Source organism: Pseudomonas sp. 43A (genome assembly GCF_013363935.1).
Classification (GTDB): Bacteria; Pseudomonadota; Gammaproteobacteria; order Pseudomonadales; family Pseudomonadaceae; genus Aquipseudomonas; species Aquipseudomonas crudilactis.
The window spans coordinates 4,722,195-4,746,628 of record NZ_CP054880.1; the positions used below are offsets into that span (position 1 = coordinate 4,722,195).

Genomic DNA, 24,434 nt, shown 5'->3' on the forward strand with positions numbered 1-24,434 from the left:
ATTAATGACAATGCCCGCTCGTCCCGGTACCCCGTTCCCCAGAAACGGGGAAGCACCTGAATGGGCATCGAAGCCATTCCCCACTATTGGGGGGGAACCTTCAGTCGTCGTCAATTCGTTCGATCCTGTTCTGCACCCGTAATTGCGCGAGCACTTGGCGACGAGCCTGGGTCTGTTGCTGTCGGGCGAGCTCTGCCCTGACTGTATCCAGCCCCTGCAAATCTGGGACATCGGCGGCCTCCAAGTGGTTCGGCAAATAAATCACATGCCAGCCGAACGGTGAACGTACCGGATCGCTGGCAAAACTCGCCCCTCCGGCAATCGAGGCGCGCATTTGCATCAAGCGTAGACGCGCTTGAGCCACTGTGGCTGCATCGGCTTGCGCGGGCACACGAATCAACAGGTGGCGGGGTTGCAAGGTATTAGCGCGGATCAGCTCGGCGAACATCTGCTGCGCCGCCAACTCGCGGCGGGTGTACTCGGTGAAGGACGCCTCATCGAAACCGGCGTCCTGCAAGCGCCGGACGAATTTATCCGCGCCGCCGATGGCCATGCGGGTTTGCTCGATTTGCTGACGCAGCGCTTGCTCGTCGATCTGCCGGCCACGCTTCTGCGATTCCTGCCACAGCAATTCTTTGTCGATCAGCATTTGCAACGCCGCCTGACGCAGTTCCTTGTAGGCCTTGGGACTGCGAATGCTGGTTACCGCACGGCCCTGATCTTCCAGGTATTCGGCAAAGAAACGCTCGAAGCGAAACCCGGAAATTTCCTCGCCGTTGACCCGCGCCACGGCCGGCTCGTTATTGGCCCAGGCCAGGGGGAACCAGCAGCTCAGCAGCAAGATCAGCGTTGTGCGTTTCATGATCGGGCCCTCCGTTCAGGGGCTGGCAACAATCGGTTTATAGGGCGCGACCAGATAGAAGCGCTGATCGGGCAAATCCACGGTGACCACATGGGCGCCGCTCAAGCCCAGGCGTCGGCCGGGGCCGAAGCTCAAGCGCGGGGTCAGGCCGGTGTCGAAATCGTGCAGGCCTTCCAGCGCCGCCACCAGTTTTTCCCGGCTGGCGTCGCGGCCGGCCTGTTTCATGCCTTCGCTGAGCAGCAACATCGAGGCGTAGGCGCCAACTTGCAGCACCGCGTGTTGCGCACCGAGACCCTGGCCTTCGCGCAACAACGTCAGGGCCATGCGCCCGGCCTGGGTCCAGTCGCTCGGCACGAACGGATAGGCGAGAAACACCCGCCGGGAAAACCCCTCCGGCACTTGCAGCAACTCACCGGCTACTTGGCTCGAGGCGGCGAACAGATAGGGCACCTGCCCGGCGCCTTGCAAACGCGTCGCCAAACGCCCGAAACCACCGCCGTTGCCCAAATAAAACACTGAGCGCGAACCCAGTGGCAAAGCTTCTGCCGCCGGGTCATAGGCTTGCAGATGGACTTTCTGCCAGCCGTGATCCTGCAAGTACTGGCCGAGGTTTTGCGCGGCCAGCGTTTGAGCAGGGTCATCGGGATAAGCGATCAGTGTCGGCCCTTGCAGCACACGCAGGCTGGCCGTGGCGTAGTCGGCCAAGGCGATCAATTGCTCGCGCAAGCCCGGCAACGGCTCGAAAATCTGCGGACTGGCCTGCATCGATCCGAGCAATGACAAGGCGCCAATCAGCGGTACTCCAGACTGCTCCAGTCGACTCGCCAGTTCGCTGTCGAGAGCCGGTGCCAGCGGTGCGATCAGGGCGAAAACCTGCTCCTGCTCGATCAAACGCTGCAACGCCTGTTCGGCACTGGCGCGATCCGGGCCGGGGTCGATCACCGTAAGGCGCAATTGCCGGCCATGGATGCCGCCAGCCTGATTGATGCGCGCGACGCTGCCATTGAGCACCGCTGCCACTGTCGCGCCCTCCTCGGCCAACGGTCCTTGACTGGGCAGCAAGGTTCCCAGGTGCAAAGTCTCGGCATCGAGGCCGGGGTCGCGTTCATCGGCGAGGCGTTTGAGATAGGCGGTGAGGTTGCGCTGATCCTTCATCGACAGCACAAAGCGCGGCATGCTCGGGTCGAGACGATTGTGGCCGGGGTCACGGCCTTGCTCGATGACGGTCGCCAGACTGCTCTCGGTGTACGCCGGATAGCTACGCCCGTTGACCTGTTGCTGGCCGTAAGTGCTGGTCAGTCGCGCCCAGTTTAGCGGCGGCGGGCGTACCCCGCCTTCCGGTCGCCCGAGGCCATCGGAGCCATGGCAATTGGCGCACGGCAGGCTGGTCGCCGGCAGCAACACATCTGCCGCACCAACCCGCGCCATGATCGCCTCGCCACTGGCCGACAGACCTTGGCGGTACAGGCGCTTGCCTGCCGCTTCCTCCGAAGTCAGCGGCGCAGCGCCCGCGCCAAGGCTCACGCCAGCGAGCAGGATCAGGGTGAGGACGCGGCAGCGTTTCATGGCGCGGGCTCAGCGACCGGCCACAGGCATTGTCAGCAACTGCAAGCGCTGGGCAATGGCGGCGGCCGGGGCGTCGGGGCGGATCTTGCTCCAGCGTTTATTGGCGACATCGCCGACGATCAACTGCGTGGAATGCTGCTCGGGCGTCGGCACGATCTGGCCGATGCGACTCAATACCAGGTCCATCTGCGCTTTGTCGCCGGTAAGAAAAAGCCAATGAGGGTCATCGGAACCCTGCTTCAAGGTGTAAGCCTTGAGCACCGCCGGCGTGTCGCGCAGCGGGTCACTGGTAAGGGAAATAAAGGTGATGTCCGGCGCCTTGTCGCCCAACAACTCGCGGACTTCCTTGAGCTTTTGCGTGATCAGCGGACAGGCATCGGTGCAACTGGTGAAGATCACGTTGAGCAGCACTATGCGGTTTTGCAGTGCGTCGCTGTAGAAGCGCAACGTCTCGCCGTTCTGATCCTGCAACGGCGTGTCGGTGAACCAGGTTTTCGCGTCGTGAGTGCCTTTGGCCGGCGCGGCAACAACAGCCGCTGACGGTTCTGAAACGTGACCTTCGTGGGCGAACGCGACGTTGCTGAAGATCCAGAAACACACGCTCAGGGAAATCCAGTCGAGCAGTCTCATGGCTGTTGCTCCATGGCGATGGCGGTGTGTTTGGCGTGGGTGCGTAGGCCGCTGAGTTTTTCCACTTCCTTGGCCAGCAGCGCCGGGTCGGTGAAGCCGTAATAGCGCATCCAGTGACGATTGTTGCCGTCGCCGACGAGGATCAACGGCTGGTGATTCTTGAAGTCGCCGCTGAAACTGCCGAGGCCTTTGAGGGTTTCACTGATCGACTGCGGCGAACCGGTCAGCCAGCTCCAGCCCGGTCCGCGCTGAAAGGTTCGGGCGTAATCCTGCAGGCGTTTCGGGTCATCGCGCTGCGGATCGATGCTGATCGACACCAGTTGCACTTCGTTGCCGACGCGCGCGCCGAGTTGTTTCTGCACCTTGCCCATGATCGACGAAACCACCGGACAGACCGTAGTGCAACTGGTGTAGATGAAGCTCATAACGACGATTTTGCCCTGCACCAGGTCTTGTTCCAGGCGTACGGTTTTGCCGGTTTCGTCGATCAGCGGCACATTGGCGAACTTCACCTGAGTGTGTTCTTGCGTGTTGCTGGCCGGGGCTTTGTGCCCAGCGTGTTCGTCTGCCGAGTGAGCGTTGGCGTATTGGATGCCGAGACTCAACAGGCACAGGGTCAGCAGGCCAGTGGATGCAAATCGGTTCATGTCGAAACTCCTCTTCAACGGGCCTGGCCGGGGGCTACCCGAACACTGGCAAAGGTCTTGTCATCGAAACCGGCGCCCAGCGACGCCGCGCGCACATGCAGGTACCAGGCGCCGCTGCGGTCGAGGGTGATCGGCGCTTCGTACACGCCGTCGGCGACTTCCAGCGCCGCCACTTCGCGGGGGTGCGAGGTGGGCGCGAGGTAGTAGCGCAGCTGCACGTCTTTGACGCCGCTGCGCTGCGTTTTGTCTTTGCCTTGAACGATGCGGAAGCGCACGACGTAGGGGTCGTTGAGTGCCACGGCAGTCTTGTCGAGGAGGAACTCGACTTTCGGTGCGCCGACATGTTTTAGCAGGGCGCTATTGGTTTCTATCTGCGCGGTGAAGCAGTGAATGATGTTCGGTTGATTGAGCAGGAACGCGACGTCGAAACGCCCCGCTGCCGGCAGTTTTACTCTGGCACTGTAGAGGCCCGGCGAGACTTCGCGCAGGCTGCGGTCGATGACCATGGCGGCGCGGGCGATCTGGCCACGGTTGGGGTAACCGGACATCGGCGCGTTCATGCCTTCGGCGTAGAAATAGGTGGTGTTGTCGACCGGATTGACCACGAACACCGCGTTGTCATCGCGCGAGACCGCGAGGCTTGAGGCGAGTGGTAAATCCCCGGCCATACGCGGCGCTTGCGGGCCGGCTTCGAAACCCTGACTGATCGGCTGGCGACCTTCACCGAGCGAGGACAAGTTGATCATGGTGACTTTTGGCGAAGCCAGTCCGCGGATGTAGGCGTAGGCCTGGGTGAATACCACTTGGTAGGGTTCAGCGCTGACCTCCAGGTCGTGAATGGCGCTGCTGGTCGCGGCATCGATCACGCTGGCGAGGTTTTCCACGGTGTTGAGCACCACGCCGAAGCGGCCGTCGGCGCTGAATCCCATGGGGCCGAGGCCTTGCTGCAGTTTGATCACCCGGCGGATGGCGTGGGTGCTGGCGTCGATCACAGTGACGGTGCCGTCCTTGCCGTCGGCGACGTAGACCGCGCCGGACAGGGCTGAATAGGCGACTGACAACGGATGGGCGCCGGTTTTGATCTGCTCGACGATGGTCAGACTGGCGATATCGATCACGCTTAAAGTGCCGTCGTCGCGGTTGCTGACGAAGGCGAAGCGGCTGTCCTTGCTGAAGCTGATTTCGTGGTGGCCGCGCCCGGTCTGCAGATGCTTGAGGGGTTTGAGGCTTTGGCTGTCGATCACCGTGACGCCGGACTCTTCAGCTTTGCTCGCATTGTTGCCGACCCAGAGCAGGCGTTCGTCCGGTTGCAGCGCAACGCGAAACGGTTGGTTGCCGGCGCTGATCGAATCGATGACTTTGAATTGCTCACTGTCGATGACGGCAACTTCGCCCGCTGTCGGCATGGAAACGAATACGCGTTTGTTGTCTTTGGGCGTGACCCAGTCCATCGGCGGTTGTTTGAGTTCGATCCGTGCGAGGGTGCTGGTGATGCCGCCGACCGAGACCGAAGGATCAACCACGGCGATGCTGGCGTCGCGGTTCATCACCAGCAGGAAATAGCTGTTGAGGTCGAGCAACGGCCGCGCGCCGATGTTGGATTTGAGGAACACCCCGACCCGGGCTTTGCAGCTCTGGTCACGGCCCTGGGCCTGATCGGCGGCGAGGGTTTGCGGATCGACCCAGGCGCCCGGCGCCACCCCGGACAGCGGCTGGCCGGAGGCGCTGTCAGTGACGCGGAATTGCACATCGGCGAATTCGCCTTCGCGCAGCTTGCCGTCAGCGGACAGTGGCTTGAGGTTGAAATCCACCGCCACACCGTCACGGTTCAGCGTCTGACCCGCCCCGGTCTGCGCCAGCGCAATCTCACTCAGCGTCAGCAACGCCCCGGCCATGACCAGCGAGCAAATACCGATGATGTTGATGATCCTGTTCATCTAACTCTCCCCTACCTCTTCACCTGGCAAAACACCGCTCCCCATGTGGGAGCGAGCCTGCTCGCGAAAGCGTCTTCAGCCTCACCCTCACAAACCGAGTTGCCCCCATTCGCGAGCAAGCTCGCTCCCACAAGGGATTTGCGTACATCCACTTCCTCACTGCCACCACTGCCCCTGTGGGAGCGAGCTTGCTCGCGAAAGCGGTCTGTCAGCCAACACACCTGTTGCATGTGCCGCCCTCTTCGCGAGCAGGCTCGCTCCCACAGGGATTTGCATCCGCCGGGGCATTACCGTTTTACCTACTGGCTTGGCGGCGCCGGTTCCGGTTCGTTGGTCACGCGCAGCAAGCCCCATAACCCTGAGGTGTTGCCGTAAGCGGCGTAGTCGCGGAACAGGTAATCCCCCGGGATTGCATTACTGCCGCCGGCGCTCGGGATCATGAAGCTGAAGTGCGCGGCCGGAAGGATGCTTTCGTGGGCGCCGATGTACATCGACATCGGGTTGTAGCCGAAGCGCACCGAGCCCACGCCCGGCGAGCCCATCGGATAACCACCGGTGTCGCTCTTCTCGGCCTGGAATGGGTTCACCGACCAGACGTGCCCGTCGAGCTGGAACGTGGTGCCGCGACTGCCACCGCTCGGCATCAAAATGTGCGTGCGGAACGGTTGCCCCGGTTTGGCATACAGCACCGGTGTCTGCGGATCACCGCCGACCAGCGCATTGCTGTAGGCCATGTGCGCGTTGGTCATGTCGCCATAACCCGCGCCATCGGCATGACCAAACGGCGCGTCGGGGGCGAGGCCGAAGCGATACCACAGCGGCTCGGTCTTGTAGTTGATCGCCATGCTCGAGTTGTCCTGCGGATCGGTCGGCACACCGAAGCCCTCAGCAGCAATCCCTTCCACCGGCCGACCATTGGCCCAACGGGTGTTCAACGCCTTGTGCCAAACCATCGCAAAATCGCGGTAGCTGGTTTGCCCTGGCGCCGTCACCGTGGCGTTGACCTTGCGCGCATCATCAACCCAGGTCGCGCCGATCGGCAGGATGCTCATCGCCCCACCGAGGCCTTTTTGCGGTTGCTTGATCACGTCCGCCGGAGTGAAGTTGAGCCCGCCGAACTCCACCGCCGTGGCGTTGATGTTGTCGACGCTGCGGCCCAGTTGCGTCACCGGTTTGCCTTCACGCTCCAGGTGCCCGGCGTAGTACTGATAGGTACGGGTCGGGTACGCGCCGCTGTTGCCGACACGCGGTGGCACGGTCTGGATCGGGTTGGCGCCGACGTTGGCGCCGTCGGACTTGGTGATGTCGTACGCCAGCAACTGCGCGTGCAGACCGACGTGGCTGGACGGCCGCATCAGGTTGTTGCTGAACGTAGTCGAACCCAGGCCGCTGTTGCGATCACGTTTGACCATGCCCTGCATCACCGCAGTCTGGGTCAGGTCAGGCATGACGCTCGGCAAACGGTTTTCCAGAGTGATGTTGATGCAGTCCCCTGCCGCTGCACGCAACACCAGCGGTTCGACCGGAATGCCGGGTTTGAGCTTGCCACTCACCGGATCGAGATCGGATTTACGCACATAGAGGATCGCGGTCGGGTCATGCAACGGCCCGCTCTGGCCGCCGATGGTGATGGTTTCGCCATCCTCCGGATCGGTCACGGTGACTTGTGGAATGCTCACCGTGCGCGAGTTCAGCACCAGGGTGCCGCCCGCCGGATTCAGCGGTCCGCCGACATGCTGGCCGAGTCCTTCGGGGTCGCCGATGGTCAGGCCCAGCGTATTGCCGAGAATGTCGTTGGCCAACGCCGCGACCACCTCATAGTTGCGCTGCACCGTCGGCCGCGTGCCGATGCCATTGGGGTTGGCGCTGATCCGTGGGCAACTGCCTTCGAACGCCACGGTGTTGCGCATGCCCGCCGGATTCGGGTTGTTGGGGATGGCGAACAGGTCGGCGCGTTTGGCGGTGTAGTTGCGCATCACCCCCCAGATTCCGCTCCAGTAGCCTTCGATCGAAGCGTCCATCGAGTACAGATAATCGCCCGTGGTCGCCGCGGAACTGGAGAGCATCGACACCGGCGCAATAAAGCCCATCTGCTCGGAAATGCCGATCATCTGCGAGGCGCGCCAGCCAGAGTTGGAGCTATTGCCGAAACCGGAACCGCTCTGCAGCCATTTCACACCGTGCAGGGTGACGTTGTGCTCTTCTTCATGGCCGCCGGCATGCACGCGCAGCCGCACGTTGTCGCCGGTATAGGTGCGCAGCATCGGCGTGAACGGATCACCGGGTTCGGCACCGCCCTTGTTGATGTGCGGCGGGAACAGCGTGGTGCCGCCGGTGGGTCCGGTCGCCGAAGTGAGCAGATTCGGCGCCAGATTCATTGCCGGAATTGCGCGGTCGGTACGGCTTTGCATGGCGAACGACAGATCGCCACCGAGGCCGTCGGCCTGCATGCCGCGCTTGCCGTCCGGGCCGACCTTGTTCGGGTCGTACACGCGCAGGGCCAGCGGCTCGTTGCGATAGTTGACGACGAACATGCCCGGATCATCCACCGAGATCGCCTGCGGACATGGCCGGCTCGGGCAGCCCGGGACCTGACCGCCCTGCACTTCCAGCACGCCCTCAAGCAGGTTGCTGGCGTTGTTGCGTACTGGCGGGTTGATCGCGTAGCGGAAGCTGTCGGCGGTGGCCGGGAACGCCTGGGCATTCGGCACTCCGTTAGGCCCGGCACCGACATAGACGCCGGCTTCATAGGCGTGTTGGAAGTCGCTGTATTCGAGGAAGAACTCGCGGAAGCTGTCGTTCTTGCCGTCGCCATCGAGGTCGCCGGTGTTGATCACCGCTTGCCACGACGTCGGCCCACCGTCCTGACGCGCGCCGCTGTACAACGGCTCGCCGGTTTCGGCGTGGAACCAGGTCGAACCGGCCGGTTCCGCCAACACGGTCGCGTACAGACCAATCTGCTGGTGCGTCGATGGGCCTAGGTGGTCGTGGGTGAAGATGGTGCCGAGGCCGCGATCGACGCCTTTGGCGTTGACCACCGGATCGACGAACCAGCGCTGCATCGCCGTGCGCGCTCCGACCCAATCGGCGCGGCCGTACTGACCGAAGAACGGATGTTGCTTGGCTTTCGGGCAAGCCTGGGTGCCGTCACGCGGGTCAGTGCTGGCGCATTGGTTGAACTCACGGATCGCGTGAATACGCTCCTGCACGGCGCCGGGCGAGAGCACGCCGTCCTCGTAGTTCCAGCCGTTGGACGAGCCGTCCGCCGAGGTCAGATCCCACTTCGGCAAGTGGATGTGCTGACCGATCACATCGGTCGGCGTGCGCACCTGATAGTCGTCCATCTCATAGGTGGCCGGCACCAGGTTGGTTTGCTGGTATTGCACGCAATCGAAGGTGTTCATGCGCATCACCAGCGGCTCTGGCGGACGCTGCTTGGTGATCACCGGCCAGGCGTCTTCCCACAGCGCCAGAATGCGCGCCTGCGGGAAGTGATAACCGACCTTGTTGTACACCGCGTCGAACTGGATGTTCGCGGCTTTGTAGATGCGTGGCCGGTCGGCGGTGAAGCTCGATGCGCCGACAAAGGACATGCCGTCGACGCGCTCACCGCTGGCGAACTCGCCGCTGCCAGCGCTGCTGGTCAGGCGCTTTTGCCGATCGTCCATGCACGGTTCGTAGTACGGCGCGCCGGCCATTGGCAAGGCGCCGTTGGTGCGGAACGCCTTGGCCACCACTTGATTACCGGGCAACAAGGCGTAGCTTGGGTGATCTTTTTTTGCGTGGAAGGCCATCGCGGCCTGTTCGACTTCGGTGCCTTCTTCCGGCAGGTAAATCGGTTTGGCGCGGGTGACTTCCTTGGAGAAATCCAGCGAAGTGGTCACCGTGTGCGCTTCACCACCGGCCGCGACGCCATCCAGTGCGTGCCGCTGCAAGCCGCCATTCCAACCACCGGATTGCGCCGGATCAAGATTGGCCCACAGCGCTTTGCCGCTGGCCTTGAGCGACTGTGCGGTGGCAGCATCGAGCATGTCCAGTGGCGGCGTTGGCGGACGTTGACCGACCGAACTTTCCATGCCGCCGATCCAGAACGGATAGCCAGGATTTTTCAGGCTGCCGTCGGCATTGCGGTTGGCTTCACTGCGATCGACCAGCGCCAGTGAGCCGATGGCTTGACCACCGGCGTTGCCGCCATGGTGTTCACCATCGTCATCGCCCTCTTCTTCGTCATCGTCGTCATCATTGCCGGCGACCAGGGTTTCGCCGATTTTCGGCACCACTACGACTTTGCCCGGCATTGGCGCCATGGCTTTGCCCGGCAGCGGCACAATCGCCGGAATCGGTGTGCCGGCGACGATCTCGCCGTCCGGCAAGGCGCGTGCGCCCGCTGCCGGTTTGCCACTGCGCAAGGCGAACGGTTCGCTGTGATAACCGTCGGCGCCCTGCTGCGAAACGTCAAGCCGAGTGCCCTCTTCGAAGACATCGTGCACCCGCCACATCGCCCACATGCCTTGGGCAAAGTGCGGATAGAAATGGCAGTGATAGATCGCATCGCCGGCCACGCGGTTGCGGTTGCCCGAACCACCGTTGGCGATTTCATAGGTATAACCGGCGCCCGGGCCAATGCCCTGGGCGTCGACGTAATCGGAGTTGTCGTCGTTGGGGTTGAACAGCCACTGATGGCCGTGCAGGTGGAAGATGTGCTGCTCGTGGCCATTGTGGGTGTTGCGGAATTTGACGAAGTCACCGATGTAACTGTGATTGACGTTCGACGGCTCCGACGGATACAGCGCCATGGTGGCTTTCACACCGATCTGATCGGCGCGCGGTGTCTGGCCCGGGGCGATGTTCTCAAGCCCGGTGTTGGCCGGCACATCCACCAGCATCGCCACATCGCCGACGGTGTGCGAGCTGAGGAAGAATTCTTCATAGGCGCACGACAGGCAATCGTGCATCGGCCCCACGCCCAAGCGGTTGGCGACCACTTCGGCGCCCATGCCGCCGGAGCCGTAGTTGATCATGAACGAGTCGCGGGTCGGTTCCAGCACATGGGCCATCACCGGATCGGCCCAATACGCCGGGAAGGCTTGAGTGGCGGCAGTTTCGTCCTGGAATTGCGAGGCGAAATCGCGGAACGCTTCGAGGCGGTTGGGGATCGCCGGGTTGCGTTTACCCATCGATTCCAGCGGATAAGTGCTCGGTGGGAAACTGCCATCGGCGTTGCTGCCCATGACAATCGCATCGCTTTCGCTGGAAATGATTTCATTGCCGTCAACCATGCCGATGATCGGCGTCCCGGCCTTGCCTTCGCGCAGCCACGGTTCGCGCTGCGGGTAGCGCGCCTGGTAATCAACGATCGGTTGGCCGGTGGGTGCGCGGCCGGTGGTGGCCAAGCGCATTTCTTCTTCGGTGAGGGTATTGCGATAAGTGCGACCGCCCTTGGGCAGCACGACGACCTGGCCGAACAGACCATTGGCAACGTTGCCGGCCGCGCCCTCGCCACCAAACGTCGCGCCTCGGCTGCTGACGGCAAACGCGCCCTCGCGCTCGGCGTACAGCGTGTAAGAACGGCTCGCCCCCGGTGGCACCAGGCTGTTGGCGTTACGTCCGGTGAATGAAGAGATGTCATCAATGCTGTTCACCGCTTGCAGGCCGTTGACCTGGAAACCGACGTGACGATCAGCCACTTGTTCATCGACTTTGAAGTCTTCGGCGCCGTTGGCGTTTTCCGCGCCCTCTTCTTCGCCCTCGTTTTCAAAATGCTTGTTGGGGTTGGCCTGATAGTCGAGCAGATTCTGCAAATTGATCGTCAGGCAATCACCCGCCGCCACCCGCAACACCAATGGCCGTGGACGCTTGTCCGGACGCAACGAGACTTTGCCCGGAACTGCGGCGCCGCCGTAAGCCAGCGACTGCTCATGCTCATCAACGACATCGCGGCGCAGGGCGAACATCATGCCGTTGATGTTCTGCGCGCCGAGGCGGTTGAACATCAGCGGTTGATCAAAGGCGACGACGTTGGCCACCAGGTTGCGCTCGCAACGTACGGCCGCGCCGGCCAGCTCGACGCTGAGCATCGAGGCCAGAATCAGCAGCCAATTCAACAGAGACGGAGCGTGATGAATGCCAACCATGATCAGTAACCTCGTAGTGGGTGCTCTTGGGAACACTTCTCGACAAATGCCCCGGAGCAATCCGCGTGCCACAAAAAATTGCATTACCGTTCAATCAGTTACCGCGACCACTTGAGAATCCGGGGAATATTCCCCACCCCTTTTCCCCACTTTTCGGGTGTATCCGGTTTGCCCCGAAAGTGGGGAAACCGGGTTGGGGTCACAACGGCGCATCCATGGCCAGGCCTTGCAGACGCCGGTACTGCCGCAACACGTTCGGCACGTAACGCTGGGTTTCGGCGAACGGCGGAATCACCCGGCCACGGCTGAGCACCGCGTCGGGCCCGGCGTTGTAGGCCGCCACGGCAAGGGCGATGTCGTTGTCGAACAGGGTCATCAGGCGCTTGAGGTATTTCGCCCCGCCCTGGATGTTGGCCTTGGGGTCATAGACGTCGGTCACACCCAGTTCGCGCGCGGTGTCGGGCATCAACTGCATCAGCCCGCCCGCACCTTTGGCTGAGGTTGCGCCGGGGTTGTAATGGGATTCTGCGTTAATCACCGCGTGCAGCAGCGCCTCGGGCAGTTGATTGACCTTGGCCGCTGCCGAGACCAGTTCCGCATAGGGCTGGTTGGCGATCATTTGCGGCTGTTGATCGAGGCTGGCCACAGGCAATTCAGCCTCGTGGATCACCCGTTCGTAGGTGCGTCCGGGCCGGTGAACGTTGGACAGCACGTAGCTGCCCTTGGCGTCCACCGAGATGAACACATCGGCCTGCGCGGCGCCGCTGAACAGCACACAACCGAGCAATCCGCTGGCGAGAAATTTCATGTCGGGCCTCCCCGGATCGACCCCGATAAATTGGGGGAAATGCCCCAATGGCCGATCACGTTTGAGCCATACGCAAGCACTGTGCCGACTCTGGAGACCGCCGGTTTACAAGGGCTTCAGCCAATCAGGTGGTTTTCAGTGGGGGCTGAGCATGGCAATTGCATAAGCCCTCTTCGCGACACGGCTGCCACTCACGGGAGGTCATCATGAAGCTGCAATTTCGTCCGCGTAGCCAACGCGGTTTTACCCTGCTCGAATTGCTCGTGGTGCTGGTGGTGCTCGGCCTGTTGGCCGGGATCGTCGCGCCGAAATACTTCGCCCAACTCGGTCGCTCGGAAGTCAAAGTGGCCAAGGCGCAGATCGAAGGGCTGAGCAAAGCGCTGGATATCTATCGACTGGAAGTCGGCCACTACCCGTCCACCGAACAGGGCTTGCAGGCCTTGGTCACCGCACCCAGCGACGAGGCGAAGTGGACCGGCCCGTACCTGCAGAAAAAACTGCCGCAGGATCCGTGGGGACGTAATTACGCCTACCGCTATCCCGGCGAAAACAGCGAGTACGACCTGCTGTCGATGGGCAAGGACGGCCAGCCCGGCGGCGAAGGTGAAAACGCCGAAGTGACCAACTGGCAGTGAGCGGAGCGCGGCCCATGCGATTTCATTTGAAAGCGGTCGGCAAGGCTGGCGTGGTGTCCTTGAGCGTCGAAGCGGCGGGCGACAGCGAGGCGCGGCGGATCGCCGAGGATCAGGGTTTGCGCGTGCTCAGCTCGCACGCCGACAAGCATTGGCGTTCGCTGAAACTGCGTCAGCGCGAGACCTTCAATCTGGTGTTGTTCAGCCAGGAACTGACCACGTTGCTCAACGCTGGCCTACCGTTGATCGATGCGCTGGAAAGCCTCGCCGAAAAAGAATCCGCCCCCGCTGCCCGCAAAACCTTGAGTGAGCTGGTGCGCCTGCTTTATGAGGGCAAATCCTTCTCGCAGGCGTTAGGCCAGTTGTCGGCGGTGTTCCCGCCGCTGTACGTGGCGCTGGTACAGTCCAGCGAGAAGACCGGCGCGGTCGGCGATGCGCTCGGTCGCTACGTCAGTTATCGCCAGCGCATGGACGAGGTGCGGCAGAAGATCATCAGCGCCTCGATCTACCCGATGCTGTTGCTGATCGTCGGCGGTGGCGTGGTGCTGTTCTTGATGGGTTATGTCGTGCCGCGCTTCAGTCTGGTGTTCGAAGGGCTGGGCAATAACCTGCCGTGGCTGTCGCAGGTGTTGATGAGCAGCGGCATGTTCTTGCATGCGCATCAGGCTGAATTCTTTGGTGCGCTGGCGTCAATTGTCATCGCCCTCGCCGTGCTGCAAAAACAACCGGCGTTTCGCCGAGGGCTGGATCGGCTGGTGGAGAAACTGCCGGCGGTGCATCAACGGATTTTCATGTATGAACTGGCGCGCTTTTATCGCTCGCTGGGGATTCTGCTGCAGGGCGGGATTCCGCTGGTGACCGCGATGTCCATGGTCCGTGGCCTGCTCACCGTGGCTTCGCGGACGCGACTGGATCAGGCCTGCGAGCGGGTGCGCGAGGGGCAATCGTTGTCCACCGCGCTGGAGCTCAATCACCTGGTGACGCCGGTGTCGCTACGACTGCTGCGCGCCGGCGAACAGTCTGGCAACCTCGGGCAGATGATGGAGCGCAGCGCCGACTTCTACGACGAGGAAATCAGCCGCTGGCTGGAGTGGTTCGTGAAGTTGTTCGAGCCGCTGCTGATGACGTTTATCGGCCTGCTGATCGGGGTCATCGTGATCCTGATGTACATCCCGATTTTCGAACTGGCTTCGAGTATTCACTGACCCCCGGGAACGGGTCCGGTCCCTGCTACAACGCACTTTTACGTTCCCAACAAAACCACAAAGACGGAGAACGATATGCACATTAAAAAGCTCGTGCTCGCAATGGCCATCGGCACAGTTCTGTCGGCGTCCATCGTGCTGATTCCGGATAGCCTTTCCGGCATTTCCAGTGTTCAGGCCAAGGAAGGTGGCAGTGGTGGTGGAGGGAGTGGCGGCGGTGGACATGGCGGAGGGGGTGGCGGTAACGGTGGAGGAAATGGCGGCGGGCATGGTGGTAGTGGAGGCGGCGGAAGTGGCGGTGGCGGTGGCGGTGGCGGTGGCGGTGGCGGCAATGGTGGTGGACACGGCGGCAGTGGCAATGGCGGAAGTGGCCACGGTGACGGCGGCAGTGGTCACAGCGGCGGCGGCCAGGGCTCCGGACACGCCGGCAACTCTGCCTCCTCAGGACGCAGCGGCACCCACGCCGAACCAGGCGATGATCACGGTGTGCACCGGGCAGGCGAAGTCGGCGACGACCATGGCGTCCATCGCGCGGGTGAAGTCGGTGACGACCGGGGCCTGCATGCAGCAGGCGAACCGGGGGATGATCGTGGCGTACATGTCGGCGGCGAGCCGGGCGATGACAAGCGCGCCAACTGATTTTTAGAAACACCACAAAACCTGTGGGAGCGAGCTTGCTCGCGAATGCTGTGGATCAGCCAATGATGTTTTGACTGACACACCGCTTTCGCGAGCAAGCTCGCTCCCACAGGGGTTTTGTGGCGTGCGCAGATTACGCAGACAACCACCATCAATTGTAGGAGTGAGCCTGCTCGCGATAGCGGTCATTCAGACACTAAAGCTGTGACAGACAGAACGCTATCGCGAGCAGGCTCACTCCTACAGGGTTTTGTGGCGTGCGCAGATTACGCAAACGACCCTTATCAAATGTGGGAGTGAGCTTGCTCGCGAATGCTGTGGGCCAGCCAATGATGTTTTGACTGACAGTACGCTTTCGCGAGCAAGCTCGCTCCCACAGGGTTTTGTGGCGTACGCCGATTACGCAAACAACCACCATCAATTGTAGGAGTGAGCCTGCTCGCGATAGCGGTCATTCAGACACTGAAGCTGTGACAGACAGAACGCTATCGCGAGCAGGCTCACTCCTACAGGGTTTTGTGGCGTGCGCAGATTACGCAGACAACCCTTATCAAATGTGGGAGCGAGCCTGCTCGCGAATGCTGTGGGCCAGCCAATGATGTTTTGACTGACAGTACGCTTTCGCGAGCAAGCTCGCTCCCACAAGGGTTTTGTGGCGTGCGCAGATTACGCAGACAACCACCATCAATTGTAGGAGCGAGCCTGCTCGCGATAGCGGTCATTCAGACACTGAAGCTGTGACAGACAGAACGCTATCGCGAGCAGGCTCACTCCTACAGGGTTTTGCGGCGTTTACAGATTACGCAAACGACCCTTATCAAATGTGGGAGCGAGCTTGCTCGCGAATGCTGTGGGCCAGCCAATGATGTTTTGACTGACAGTACGCTTTCGCGAGCAAGCTCGCTCCCACAAGGGTTTTGCAGTGGTTGAAAAATCCAGTACTGGCTCAGAGAGCGACGTGGCTCTCGTTCAGGCGTTCACGCAAAAATTCAACCAGCGCCTGCACCGGTCTGGAGGCCTGACGATGTTGCGGGTAAACGGCTGAAAGTGTCAGCGGCTCCGGGCGCAAATCATCCAGCACCGGCACCAGTCGGCCATCCTTCAACGCCGCGCCGACAATGAACGTCGGCAAATAGGTAATCCCCATCCCCTGCACCGCCGCATCCCTGAGCAGCTCGCCGTTGTTCACCCGCATGCGCCCGGTGACATTGACCAACAGCGGCTTGCCCTGCCCCGCGTTGAAGCGCCACTGCACCGAACGACTATGCCCGTACGGCAGGCAGTCATGGCTGTGCAGATCTTCCGGCTCGAGGGGCGTACCGCGTTCAGCGAGGTACGCCGGGCTGGCGCAGTACACCCGTTCGATCGACGCGATACGCCGAGCAATCAGTGTCGAGTCTTCCAGCACGCCAATGCGCAGCGCCAGATCGTAGCCCTCACCGAGCAAATCCACCGGCCGATCACTCAGATCAACCTCAACCGTAACTTCCCGATAGCGCTGCAAGAACAGTGGCAACAGACAGCCCAGATGCGCAACGGCAAACGACAGCGGCGCACTCAGGCGAATCGTTCCGCGCGGCTCGGCAGTCTGTCCGGCGATGCCCTGCTCCACTTGCTCGACTTCGCCCAACAGACGCAAGGCAGATTCGTAATAACTCTGGCCCAGTGGCGTGACATCCAAGCGACGGGTCGAGCGGTTGAGTAACCGCACGCCGAGTCGCTCTTCCAGTTGCATCAAGCGCCGGCTGACGAACTGCTTGGACAGGCCCAATTGATCGGCCGCTGAGGTGAAGCTGCCGGAGTCCATGACCTGGCAAAAAATACGCATGTCTTCGAACGGGTTCATTGTCACTCTCTGGTGGACAGTTAAACGCTTTATAGCCGCTTTTTCACTTTCGAGCAGCTCATTAATCTGTGCTCACGGTGTTGCTGAGGCCTGAACCCCAGCGCCACAGCAGCCCGCAACCCAGGCATAAAAATTCAAAAACATTCAAAAGGATTTCCACCATGAACATCGTCAAGAAAACCCTCACCGCTTCCCTCCTCGCCCTGTCCATCGGCAACGCTTTCGCCGCTGAAAGCAGCGGCGTTGAACACAACACCCAAGCCTTCCTCGACGCCCTCGCCGCCGGCGGTGGCAAACCGCTGGAGCAACTGAGCCCAAAAGACGCTCGTGCGGTACTGACCGGCGCGCAAGCTTCGGTGAAGGTGGACTTGTCCGGTGTTGAAGTCAGCGACAAGAAGATCAAGGTCGATGGCCAGACGATCAACCTGAAAGTGGTGCGTCCGGCCAAGGTCAAAGGCGAGTTGCCGGTGTTCATGTTCTTCCACGGTGGCGGCTGGGTGCTGGGGGATTACCCGACGCACCAGCGCTTGATTCGCGACTTGGTAGTGGGTTCGGGCGCCGTCGCGGTGTACATCGATTACACGCCGTCGCCGGAAGCGCAGTACCCGACCGCAATCAACCAGGCCTACGCCGCGACGAAATGGGTGGCAGAGCACGGCAAGGATATCGGTGTTGACGGCAAGCGTCTGGCGGTCGCGGGCAACAGCGTCGGCGGCAACATGGCGGCGGTTGTGGCGTTGATGGCCAAGGAACAGAAAGCCCCGGCCCTGCGCTTCCAGTTGCTGATGTGGCCGGTGACCAACGCGCAATTCGACGACGGTTCGTACCAGCAATTCGCCGAGGGCCATTTCCTCACCAAAGGCATGATGCAGTGGTTCTGGGATAACTACACCACCAACCCGGCCGAACGTGCGCAGATCCATGCCTCGCCGCTGAATGCCAGCGCCGAACAGCTCAAGGGCTTGCCTGCCGCATTGGTGCAGACCGCCGAGTTCGACGTGCTGCGTGACGAAGGCGAAGGTTATGCGCGGCACCTTGATGCGGCGGGTGTAGCGGTGACCTCGGTGCGCTACAACGGGATGATTCATGACTTCGGCCTGCTCAATCCGCTGAGTCAGATTCCTGAGGTGAAGGCGGCGGTGCGTCAGGCGGCGGCTGAGCTGAAGACTCATCTGAATCCATAACGGCAAAAGATCGCAGCCTGCGGCAGCTCCTACATTGGAATACGTTCTTCTGTAAGAGCTGCCGCAGGCTGCGATCTTTTCACTTGCAGACACCACGGAGCCAAGGTCATGACATTTTTCTACACCCACCTGCTGTCCTGGAGCGCCGCCCTGCTGCTGCTCGACGCTGTGCTCTGGCACTTCTCGCCCTTCAGCCATCGCGCCCCAAGAGTCGGTGTCCGCTTGGCGCTGTTTCTGGCGTTCACCGCGCTGGTGATCAACGCCGGCGTCAGTCCGTTGCAAGCAGCACAATTTGCCGATGACCGCGTGGCGCAGTTGGGTGCGACGGCGTTGGGGATTCTCTGGTGGCTGTACGCGGCGCGAGTGCTGACTGAAGTCATCGGTTTGGCACTGATGCGCCGCATCGGCCACAGCGGTCGTTTGCTGCAGGACGTGATCGGTGCACTGGTGTTTCTGGTCGCCACCGTCGCTGCGGCCGGTTACGTGTTGGAGCTGCCGGTGAAAGGTTTGCTGGCAACCTCCGGCGTGGTCGCCATCGTTGTCGGTCTGGCGCTGCAAAGCACCTTGGCAGATGTGTTTTCCGGGATCGTGCTCAACACCACCAAGCCGTACCAGGTGGATGATTTCGTGGTGATCGACGGCGTCGAAGGCAAGGTCTTCGACATCGACTGGCGCGCCACGCACCTGCTGACCAGCGCCGGGACCATGGCGGTAGTGCCGAACTCGGTCGCGGCCAAGGCGAAAATCGTCAACCTCAGCCGCCCGAACAACATGCACGGCGTGTCGATCAGCATTCAAGTGCCGAATCACATTCGCCCGCGCCGGGTGCTGGATGCGCTTGATCGAACCTTGCAGGGCAGCAGCTCTCTTCTTCTCAGCCCGGCGCCAAAAGCCGTGCTGAAAGAGGCCGGCGAAACCATGTCGGAATACGTCGCCAGCGGGTTCATCGCCGAGCTGGGCAAGAAAAGCGAAGTACGCAATCAGCTGTTCGACCTCGCTCACCGGCATCTCGAAGCGGCGGGAATCTCGCGGCATCCGGACGGCGTGATCGAACCGTCGACCCGCGCCCGCGCATTGCTCGATGAAGTGAAAATCTTCCGCTCGCTGAGCAGTGAGGAGCGTGATCGCCTCGCCGAATCGATGGTTGCGCAGCAATACACCGCAGGCCAGGTGGTGCTGGAGCTGGACGAGGTGCCGGACAGTCTGTTTGTGATTGCCACTGGGGTGGTCAGTGCGACCGTGGTGGATGGCGACAGCAAGGTCGAGGCCGGGCGGATGGGGCCGAGTGAGGTCATGGGTGAACAGAGCATTCTCGCGGATACACCGTCGCAGGCGACGTTCACGGCGTTGACGTCGAGCATCATTTATCGCCTCGACAAGAGCCTGACTCGTGAGTGCATGGAACAGCGCACGGAGGTGGGTCGGGCGTTGAACAAGTTGCAGGCGGTGCGTCAGCAGAACAGTCGCCTCGCGTTGATGGGCAAACCGGTGGTGGTGAGGAAAGGCGGGTTTTTGGGGTGGTTGCAGAAGCGTTGAAGCGGCAAGATCAAGATCAAAAGCCTCCCCCTCACCCCAGCCCTCTCCCCCAAGGGGGCGAGGGGGAAAGGGAGCCGATCTCCGTGTGCTTCAAGTCCAGAGTTCGGCTCGATTTCCCCAGGTCGGTGTATCCTGAAAGACCCCCTCGGTCAGTCCCCTCTCCCCAAGACCTCGAAAGGAAAGGGAGCAGATCTTCGGGCTTTTCAAGGCCGGAGTTCGACTCGGTATTGCAGGTCGGCGTACCTCGAAAGAACCCCTCGGTCAGTCCCCTCTCCCTCCGGGAGAGGGCTAGGGTGAGGGGCTTTTCAAGATCAGACGATTACTTGGCAGTGAACTTGGTATAGCTGTTGATCAAATTGCGATAGTTCGGCAGACGCTCCGACAGCAGATGCGCCAACCCTTCCATGTCATTGCGCCAGTCGCCCTGCAGCTCACACGCCACCGAGAACCAGTTCAGCAGGTGGGCACCGGCCGCCGACATCCGCGCCCACGCCGCTTGTTGCACGGTGGTGTTGAAAGTGCCCGACGAGTCAGTCACCACAAACACTTCGTAACCTTCAGCAATCGCCGACAGGGTTGGGAACGCCACGCAAACATCCGTCACCACACCGGCGATGATCAGTTGCTTGCGACCGGTGGCCTTGATCGCTTTAACGAAGTCTTCGTTATCCCAGGCATTGATCTGCCCCGGGCGCTGAATGAACGGCGCATCCGGGAACTGCTCGCGCAGTTCAGGCACGATCGGGCCGTTGGGACCTGCGTCAAAACTGGTGGTGAGGATGGTCGGCAGCTTGAAGAACTTGGCGATGTCGCCCAGCGCCAGCACGTTGTTCTTGAATTCGTTCGGGGTGAAATCCTGGACCAGCGAGATCAGACCGGTCTGGTGATCGACCAACAATACAACCGCATCATCTTTGTTCAGACGTGTGTAAGGAACGCTCATGGGAAAACTCCTGATGGACGGATGGATGAAGCGTAGAGCGCCGACCGGATGGCCGGCGCTTCAGGGGAAATCAGAAAGCGAAGCAGGAGCAGCCAAACGCGCCCCAGAAACCGGCGAAGTCGCTGACCGGCGCGTTCGACATCCGCGCCTTTTCATGACTGTGGGTGTGCACCGCGCATGGCCCGCTGCACTGGTGAACCTGCGCCTGCAACGGCGAATTCGGCCGCCAGTGGCCCGGGACTTTGACCACCGGCGACCAGTCCGGCAGCACTGGAATCGAGCGTGGGCCGAGGTCTTCGAAGTCGCCAGCGGCGTAAACAATCTTGCCGCCGACCACGGTCATGACCGACTCGATCCACTTGATCGCTTCTTCCTCGACATGGAAGAAGTCCGCGCTCAGCGCTGCCAGATCCGCCAGTTGCCCGACCTTGATCTGGCCCTTCTTGCCCTGCTCCGAGGAGAACCAGGCGCTGCCGTGGGTGAACAGTTCCAGCGCGGTGGTGCGCGGCAGACCTTCTTCGTACAAGGCCAGACCACCAACGGTGCGACCGCTGACCATCCAGTACAGCGAAGTCCACGGGTTGTAGCTGGACACCCGCGTGGCGTCGGTGCCGGCGCCGACCGGTACGCCTTCGGCGAGCATGCGTTTGATCGGTGGCGTCGCTTCGGCGGCTTGCTTGCCGTAGCGGTCGACGAAGTACTCGCCCTGGAACGCCATGCGATCCTGAATCGCGATGCCGCCGCCCAGCGCTTTCACACGCTCGATGTTTTGCGGGGTGATGGTTTCGGCGTGGTCGAAGAACCACGGCAGACCGTTGAACGGAATGTCGCGATTGACCTTCTCGAACACGTCGAGCATGCGGCTGATCGATTCGTTGTAAGTCGCGTGCAAGCGGAACGGCCAGCGTTGCTCGACCAAGTGGCGCACCACCGGTTCCAGCTCTTCTTCCATGGTCTGCGGCAGGTCCGGGCGTGGTTCGAGGAAGTCTTCAAAGTCCGCCGCCGAGAACACCAGCATCTCGCCGGCGCCGTTGTGGCGCAGGAAGTCATCGCCCTGATGCAACTTGACGCTGCCGGTCCAGTTCTGGAAATCGCTCAGCTCTTCTTTCGGCTTCTGGGTGAACAGGTTGTAGGCGATGCGCACGGTCAACTGGTCGTCTTTGGCCAGTTGCTCGATCACCTGATAATCGTCCGGGTAGTTCTGGAAACCGCCGCCGGCATCGATCGCACTGGTCAGGCCGAGGCGATTGAGTTCGCGCATGAACTGGCGGGTCGAGTTGACCTGATATTCCAGCGGCAGCTTCGGCCCCTTGGCCAGCGTCGAGTAGAGAATCATCGCGTTCGGCCGCGCAACCAGCATGCCGGTCGGGTTGCCGTTGCTATCGCGGACGATCTCGCCACCCGGCGGGTTCGGCGTGTCGCGGGTGTAACCGGCCACACGCAGCGCAGCGCGGTTGAGCAAGGCGCGGTCATACAGGTGCAGGATGAACACCGGGGTGTCCGGTGCGGCCTGGTTGATTTCTTCGAGGGTCGGCATACGTTTTTCGGCGAACTGGAATTCGTTCCAGCCACCGACCACGCGCACCCATTGCGGGGTCGGCGTACGGTCAGCCTGATCCTTGAGCATGCGCAGCGCGTCGGCCAGCGACGGCACGCCTTCCCAGCGCAATTCGAGGTTGTAGTTCAATCCGCCACGAATCAAGTGCAAGTGCGAGTCGTTGAGACCTGGGATCACGCAGCGGCCGTGCATATCGACCACTTGCGTGTTCGGCCCGCGCAGGGCCATCGCTTGATTATCGTTGCCAACGACCACGAAGCGGCCATCGGTGATTGCCACGGCACTGGCCAGCGGTTTGGTGCGGTCAACGGTGTGAAATTGACCATTGAACAGAATCAGATCGGCGCTCATCGCAGTTCCTCAAGCAAAGTGAAAAGGAGCAAACCCCGCGCGCTCAGCGTGGCGAGGTTTCTTGGGAATCGAGGTGTTCATGGGCCTGGCTGGCTTCGAGCCACGGCGTAAACAAACGGGTAACCGGCGGCATCACCACGTACACCACCGACAGAACGATGGTCAGGGTGATCAGGAACGTGGCGACCACGTAGTTGGAAAGCAGCGGATGCAGCGCCAGCAGCGGCCCCCAGATCAACGGCACGAGCAAGGTGTGCGGCAGAATCACCAGCAGCGTGACCACTGCTTGCTTCCAGCGCGGCGGCGGCGAAGCGGCATCGGCCAGTGGGGTAAACCAGAATTCCTTGATCGGCGCGACTTCCGTCTGATCGCCATCAGCCAGCATTGGCGCGGCTTCGGCGACCAGTGCCTGACGCTGCGGCGATTCCAGCCAGCCTTGCATCGCCTCGGTGGTGCTGAAGCGCAGCACGCAGGTGTAGAAGTCGAGACGGCCGCGCTTGCCGCGCACCACGTCCACGCCCAGATGGCCTTCACGCTGCCCCGCCACGCGGACGATATTGCGCAGCCAGGCCTCGTACGCCGACTCGAAACCGGCCTTGACCCGGTGTTTGATGATCAATGTGACCGTCTCATCGGCCCCCGGTGACTGTGGATTGAGGACTTCAGGCATAACGCAACACTCCGGGCAAACGAACAGAAATCGCCAGCCGTCCCGGCCCGGCGATCAACACGGTGGTAAACAGGATCAGCAGCAACCAGCCGAACTGCCCTTCGGCCACACTCCATTGCGGATGCACGACCAGCAGCGCCACCAGCAGCACAAAGAGAATAGGCACGCAGGCCAATCGCGCCAGTAACCCGGCGACGATCAGTAGCGGACAGAGGACTTCGGCGAAGATCGCCAGGATCAAGGTGAGGTGAGAACCGAGGTGGAACGGGTCTTCGATCAGTTGCAGTTGCGCGGTGAAATCCAGCAGCTTGGGCAAGCCGTGCACCCACAGCAGGAACAATCCGCCGCTGACCCGCAGGAACAGCAAACCGATGTCGCGTGCCCGTTCATCTGTTGAGGCATTCATGACCCGACCCTTGAAATGTCATTGGCTGGAATCATGCCAATGATGGTCGGGAGAAAATTGGATAGATGTGCTCAGTTCTGCGGCATTCCAAAATTCTTGGAACATCGCAGCCCCCTGTGGGAGCGAGCTTGCTCGCGAAGGCGTCGGGTCAGTTATAAATACTTTGAATGACACACCGCTTTCGCGAGCAAGCTCGCTCCCACAGGGGGTGTGTTCAGGCCGGTGGTTCGAGGTTATCCAGCACCCGATTCACCGCCAACTCACCGAGCATGATCAACTGCGCAATTCCCAACAACGCCCGGCGCTGCGGCGCGGGCAACAGGTTGGCGACGTCCTGGGCGATGGTCTTGGCCGAGGCGAGTGTTTCGCTGGCGTCGGTCAGCAGTTCTTCGGCTTTGGTGTCGGCGGTTACGGCATACATGCCGCGAGTTCTGCGTGGAGGTGGTGTGGAGCCGGGTGGAAGGAGGTAGTGGTCGAGGGCGCGGTCGGCGGCCTCGTGGAGTTTTCTCGAATCGATGGATTCGTAGGGGGATGTGGGGTCGATATCGGGTGGGTTGGGTGTGACTTTGAACATGGTGAATCTCCTTTTTAGAGCCGGGATCACCACGTTCTGTCGCTAAACAGGATGGGTGGCGACCGTATGCAGGTTAGCGAACCGGTAAAAAGGCAACCCGGTAGACCCGAAGGTCTCCCGCATACAGCCGCCATAGCGAAGTGCAGACGATAGCCTGCAACGAAGCATGGAGCGCTGATGCACTTTTTTTGGTCCGAGTCGCTAAACCCGATCGCTGAGTTTTCAGCGACCACCAAACGATAGAGACCCGACCACAAGCGCACAAGCCGGCGGATTCTGGCGTAGCTGTAGGCAACGGCGCAAGGT

Annotated in this window: 18 protein-coding genes; 5 read left to right on the plus strand and 13 right to left on the minus strand. The window is 61.5% G+C overall.

Annotated features, from left to right (window positions below; genetic code table 11):
• Window positions 1–100: 100 nt before the first annotated feature.
• The 7 genes from HUW52_RS20670 to HUW52_RS20700 all read right to left on the minus strand — a co-directional run bounded on the left by HUW52_RS20670 (window position 101) and on the right by HUW52_RS20700 (window position 12,584).
• Window positions 101–862: a SurA N-terminal domain-containing protein gene (locus HUW52_RS20670; protein ID WP_175554755.1), complete on the minus strand. Its 762-nt coding sequence runs from the start codon at window positions 860–862 to the stop codon at window positions 101–103.
• A 15-nt stretch (window positions 863–877) separates the two neighbouring features.
• The gene (locus tag HUW52_RS20675; protein ID WP_175554756.1) at window positions 878–2,428 is read right to left on the minus strand and encodes an ABC transporter substrate-binding protein; all 1,551 of its coding nucleotides are present in this window, start codon (window positions 2,426–2,428) and stop codon (window positions 878–880) included.
• Between the two features lie 9 nt (window positions 2,429–2,437).
• Window positions 2,438–3,058, minus strand: coding sequence for an SCO family protein (locus HUW52_RS20680; protein ID WP_175554757.1), 621 nt, complete (start codon window positions 3,056–3,058; stop codon window positions 2,438–2,440).
• Window positions 3,055–3,705 (minus strand): SCO family protein, encoded by a 651-nt coding sequence (locus tag HUW52_RS20685; RefSeq protein WP_175554758.1) that lies wholly within the window; start codon window positions 3,703–3,705, stop codon window positions 3,055–3,057. Before HUW52_RS20685 ends, HUW52_RS20680 begins: the two co-directional genes overlap by 4 nt.
• A gap of 14 nt (window positions 3,706–3,719) precedes the next feature.
• A complete protein-coding gene (locus HUW52_RS20690; RefSeq protein ID WP_175554759.1) occupies window positions 3,720–5,642 on the minus strand; it encodes a YncE family protein in 1,923 nt (640 codons plus the stop codon).
• Window positions 5,643–5,941: 299 nt separating this feature from the next.
• A complete protein-coding gene (gene mnxG, locus HUW52_RS20695; protein WP_175554760.1) occupies window positions 5,942–11,776 on the minus strand; it encodes a manganese-oxidizing multicopper oxidase MnxG in 5,835 nt (1,944 codons plus the stop codon).
• A 199-nt stretch (window positions 11,777–11,975) separates the two neighbouring features.
• Window positions 11,976–12,584 carry a lytic transglycosylase domain-containing protein gene (locus tag HUW52_RS20700; protein WP_175554761.1) on the minus strand — a complete coding sequence of 203 codons (609 nt, stop codon included), beginning with the start codon at window positions 12,582–12,584 and terminating at the stop codon, window positions 11,976–11,978.
• Window positions 12,585–12,790: 206 nt separating this feature from the next.
• Between HUW52_RS20700 and gspG the strand changes: the two genes are divergently transcribed.
• From gspG to HUW52_RS20715, 3 genes are all read left to right on the plus strand, one after another.
• Window positions 12,791–13,219, plus strand: coding sequence for a type II secretion system major pseudopilin GspG (gene gspG, locus HUW52_RS20705; RefSeq protein WP_105709037.1), 429 nt, complete (start codon window positions 12,791–12,793; stop codon window positions 13,217–13,219).
• A gap of 14 nt (window positions 13,220–13,233) precedes the next feature.
• Window positions 13,234–14,421, plus strand: coding sequence for a type II secretion system F family protein (locus tag HUW52_RS20710; RefSeq protein ID WP_175554762.1), 1,188 nt, complete (start codon window positions 13,234–13,236; stop codon window positions 14,419–14,421).
• Window positions 14,422–14,496: 75 nt separating this feature from the next.
• Window positions 14,497–15,060, plus strand: a complete 564-nt coding sequence (locus HUW52_RS20715) for a hypothetical protein (protein ID WP_175554763.1) — start codon at window positions 14,497–14,499, stop codon at window positions 15,058–15,060.
• A gap of 946 nt (window positions 15,061–16,006) precedes the next feature.
• Here the strand turns inward: HUW52_RS20715 and HUW52_RS20720 are convergent.
• Window positions 16,007–16,906 (minus strand): LysR family transcriptional regulator, encoded by a 900-nt coding sequence (locus HUW52_RS20720; protein ID WP_175554764.1) that lies wholly within the window; start codon window positions 16,904–16,906, stop codon window positions 16,007–16,009.
• 161 nt (window positions 16,907–17,067) lie between these two features.
• Between HUW52_RS20720 and HUW52_RS20725 the strand changes: the two genes are divergently transcribed.
• Both HUW52_RS20725 and HUW52_RS20730 read left to right on the plus strand, forming a co-directional pair.
• On the plus strand, window positions 17,068–18,090 hold the full coding sequence (locus HUW52_RS20725) for an alpha/beta hydrolase (protein WP_175554765.1): 1,023 nt from the start codon (window positions 17,068–17,070) through the stop codon (window positions 18,088–18,090).
• Between the two features lie 108 nt (window positions 18,091–18,198).
• Window positions 18,199–19,626 carry a mechanosensitive ion channel family protein gene (locus tag HUW52_RS20730; protein ID WP_175554766.1) on the plus strand — a complete coding sequence of 476 codons (1,428 nt, stop codon included), beginning with the start codon at window positions 18,199–18,201 and terminating at the stop codon, window positions 19,624–19,626.
• Between the two features lie 319 nt (window positions 19,627–19,945).
• Here HUW52_RS20730 and ycaC read toward each other — a convergent pair whose 3' ends face one another.
• From ycaC to HUW52_RS20755, 5 genes are all read right to left on the minus strand, one after another.
• Window positions 19,946–20,569 (minus strand): isochorismate family cysteine hydrolase YcaC, encoded by a 624-nt coding sequence (gene ycaC, locus HUW52_RS20735; protein WP_007913541.1) that lies wholly within the window; start codon window positions 20,567–20,569, stop codon window positions 19,946–19,948.
• A 70-nt stretch (window positions 20,570–20,639) separates the two neighbouring features.
• Window positions 20,640–22,478 carry an amidohydrolase gene (locus HUW52_RS20740; protein WP_016987824.1) on the minus strand — a complete coding sequence of 613 codons (1,839 nt, stop codon included), beginning with the start codon at window positions 22,476–22,478 and terminating at the stop codon, window positions 20,640–20,642.
• Window positions 22,479–22,521: 43 nt separating this feature from the next.
• A complete protein-coding gene (locus HUW52_RS20745) occupies window positions 22,522–23,148 on the minus strand; it encodes an antibiotic biosynthesis monooxygenase (RefSeq protein ID WP_175554767.1) in 627 nt (208 codons plus the stop codon).
• Window positions 23,141–23,554 carry a DoxX family protein gene (locus HUW52_RS20750; RefSeq protein WP_016987822.1) on the minus strand — a complete coding sequence of 138 codons (414 nt, stop codon included), beginning with the start codon at window positions 23,552–23,554 and terminating at the stop codon, window positions 23,141–23,143. Before HUW52_RS20750 ends, HUW52_RS20745 begins: the two co-directional genes overlap by 8 nt.
• 214 nt (window positions 23,555–23,768) lie before the next feature.
• On the minus strand, window positions 23,769–24,128 hold the full coding sequence (locus HUW52_RS20755; protein ID WP_175554768.1) for a DUF6124 family protein: 360 nt from the start codon (window positions 24,126–24,128) through the stop codon (window positions 23,769–23,771).
• Window positions 24,129–24,434 lie beyond the last annotated feature (306 nt).

Excerpts from the sequence above, each read along its gene's own strand:
- HUW52_RS20740 (WP_016987824.1), bottom strand. The coding sequence starts at position 22,478 with ATGAGCGCCGATCTGATTCTGTTCAATGGTCAATTTCACACCGTTGAC.
- HUW52_RS20720 (WP_175554764.1), bottom strand. The coding sequence starts at position 16,906 with ATGAACCCGTTCGAAGACATGCGTATTTTTTGCCAGGTCATGGACTCC.
- HUW52_RS20710 (WP_175554762.1), top strand. The coding sequence starts at position 13,234 with ATGCGATTTCATTTGAAAGCGGTCGGCAAGGCTGGCGTGGTGTCCTTG.
- gspG (WP_105709037.1), top strand. The coding sequence starts at position 12,791 with ATGAAGCTGCAATTTCGTCCGCGTAGCCAACGCGGTTTTACCCTGCTC.
- HUW52_RS20715 (WP_175554763.1), top strand. The coding sequence starts at position 14,497 with ATGCACATTAAAAAGCTCGTGCTCGCAATGGCCATCGGCACAGTTCTG.
- HUW52_RS20730 (WP_175554766.1), top strand. The coding sequence starts at position 18,199 with ATGACATTTTTCTACACCCACCTGCTGTCCTGGAGCGCCGCCCTGCTG.
- HUW52_RS20675 (WP_175554756.1), bottom strand. The coding sequence starts at position 2,428 with ATGAAACGCTGCCGCGTCCTCACCCTGATCCTGCTCGCTGGCGTGAGC.
- HUW52_RS20750 (WP_016987822.1), bottom strand. The coding sequence starts at position 23,554 with ATGAATGCCTCAACAGATGAACGGGCACGCGACATCGGTTTGCTGTTC.
- ycaC (WP_007913541.1), bottom strand. The coding sequence starts at position 20,569 with ATGAGCGTTCCTTACACACGTCTGAACAAAGATGATGCGGTTGTATTG.
- HUW52_RS20685 (WP_175554758.1), bottom strand. The coding sequence starts at position 3,705 with ATGAACCGATTTGCATCCACTGGCCTGCTGACCCTGTGCCTGTTGAGT.
- mnxG (WP_175554760.1), bottom strand. The coding sequence starts at position 11,776 with ATGGTTGGCATTCATCACGCTCCGTCTCTGTTGAATTGGCTGCTGATT.
- HUW52_RS20745 (WP_175554767.1), bottom strand. The coding sequence starts at position 23,148 with ATGCCTGAAGTCCTCAATCCACAGTCACCGGGGGCCGATGAGACGGTC.
- HUW52_RS20725 (WP_175554765.1), top strand. The coding sequence starts at position 17,068 with ATGAACATCGTCAAGAAAACCCTCACCGCTTCCCTCCTCGCCCTGTCC.
- HUW52_RS20755 (WP_175554768.1), bottom strand. The coding sequence starts at position 24,128 with ATGTTCAAAGTCACACCCAACCCACCCGATATCGACCCCACATCCCCC.
- HUW52_RS20700 (WP_175554761.1), bottom strand. The coding sequence starts at position 12,584 with ATGAAATTTCTCGCCAGCGGATTGCTCGGTTGTGTGCTGTTCAGCGGC.
- HUW52_RS20670 (WP_175554755.1), bottom strand. The coding sequence starts at position 862 with ATGAAACGCACAACGCTGATCTTGCTGCTGAGCTGCTGGTTCCCCCTG.
- HUW52_RS20680 (WP_175554757.1), bottom strand. The coding sequence starts at position 3,058 with ATGAGACTGCTCGACTGGATTTCCCTGAGCGTGTGTTTCTGGATCTTC.
- HUW52_RS20690 (WP_175554759.1), bottom strand. The coding sequence starts at position 5,642 with ATGAACAGGATCATCAACATCATCGGTATTTGCTCGCTGGTCATGGCC.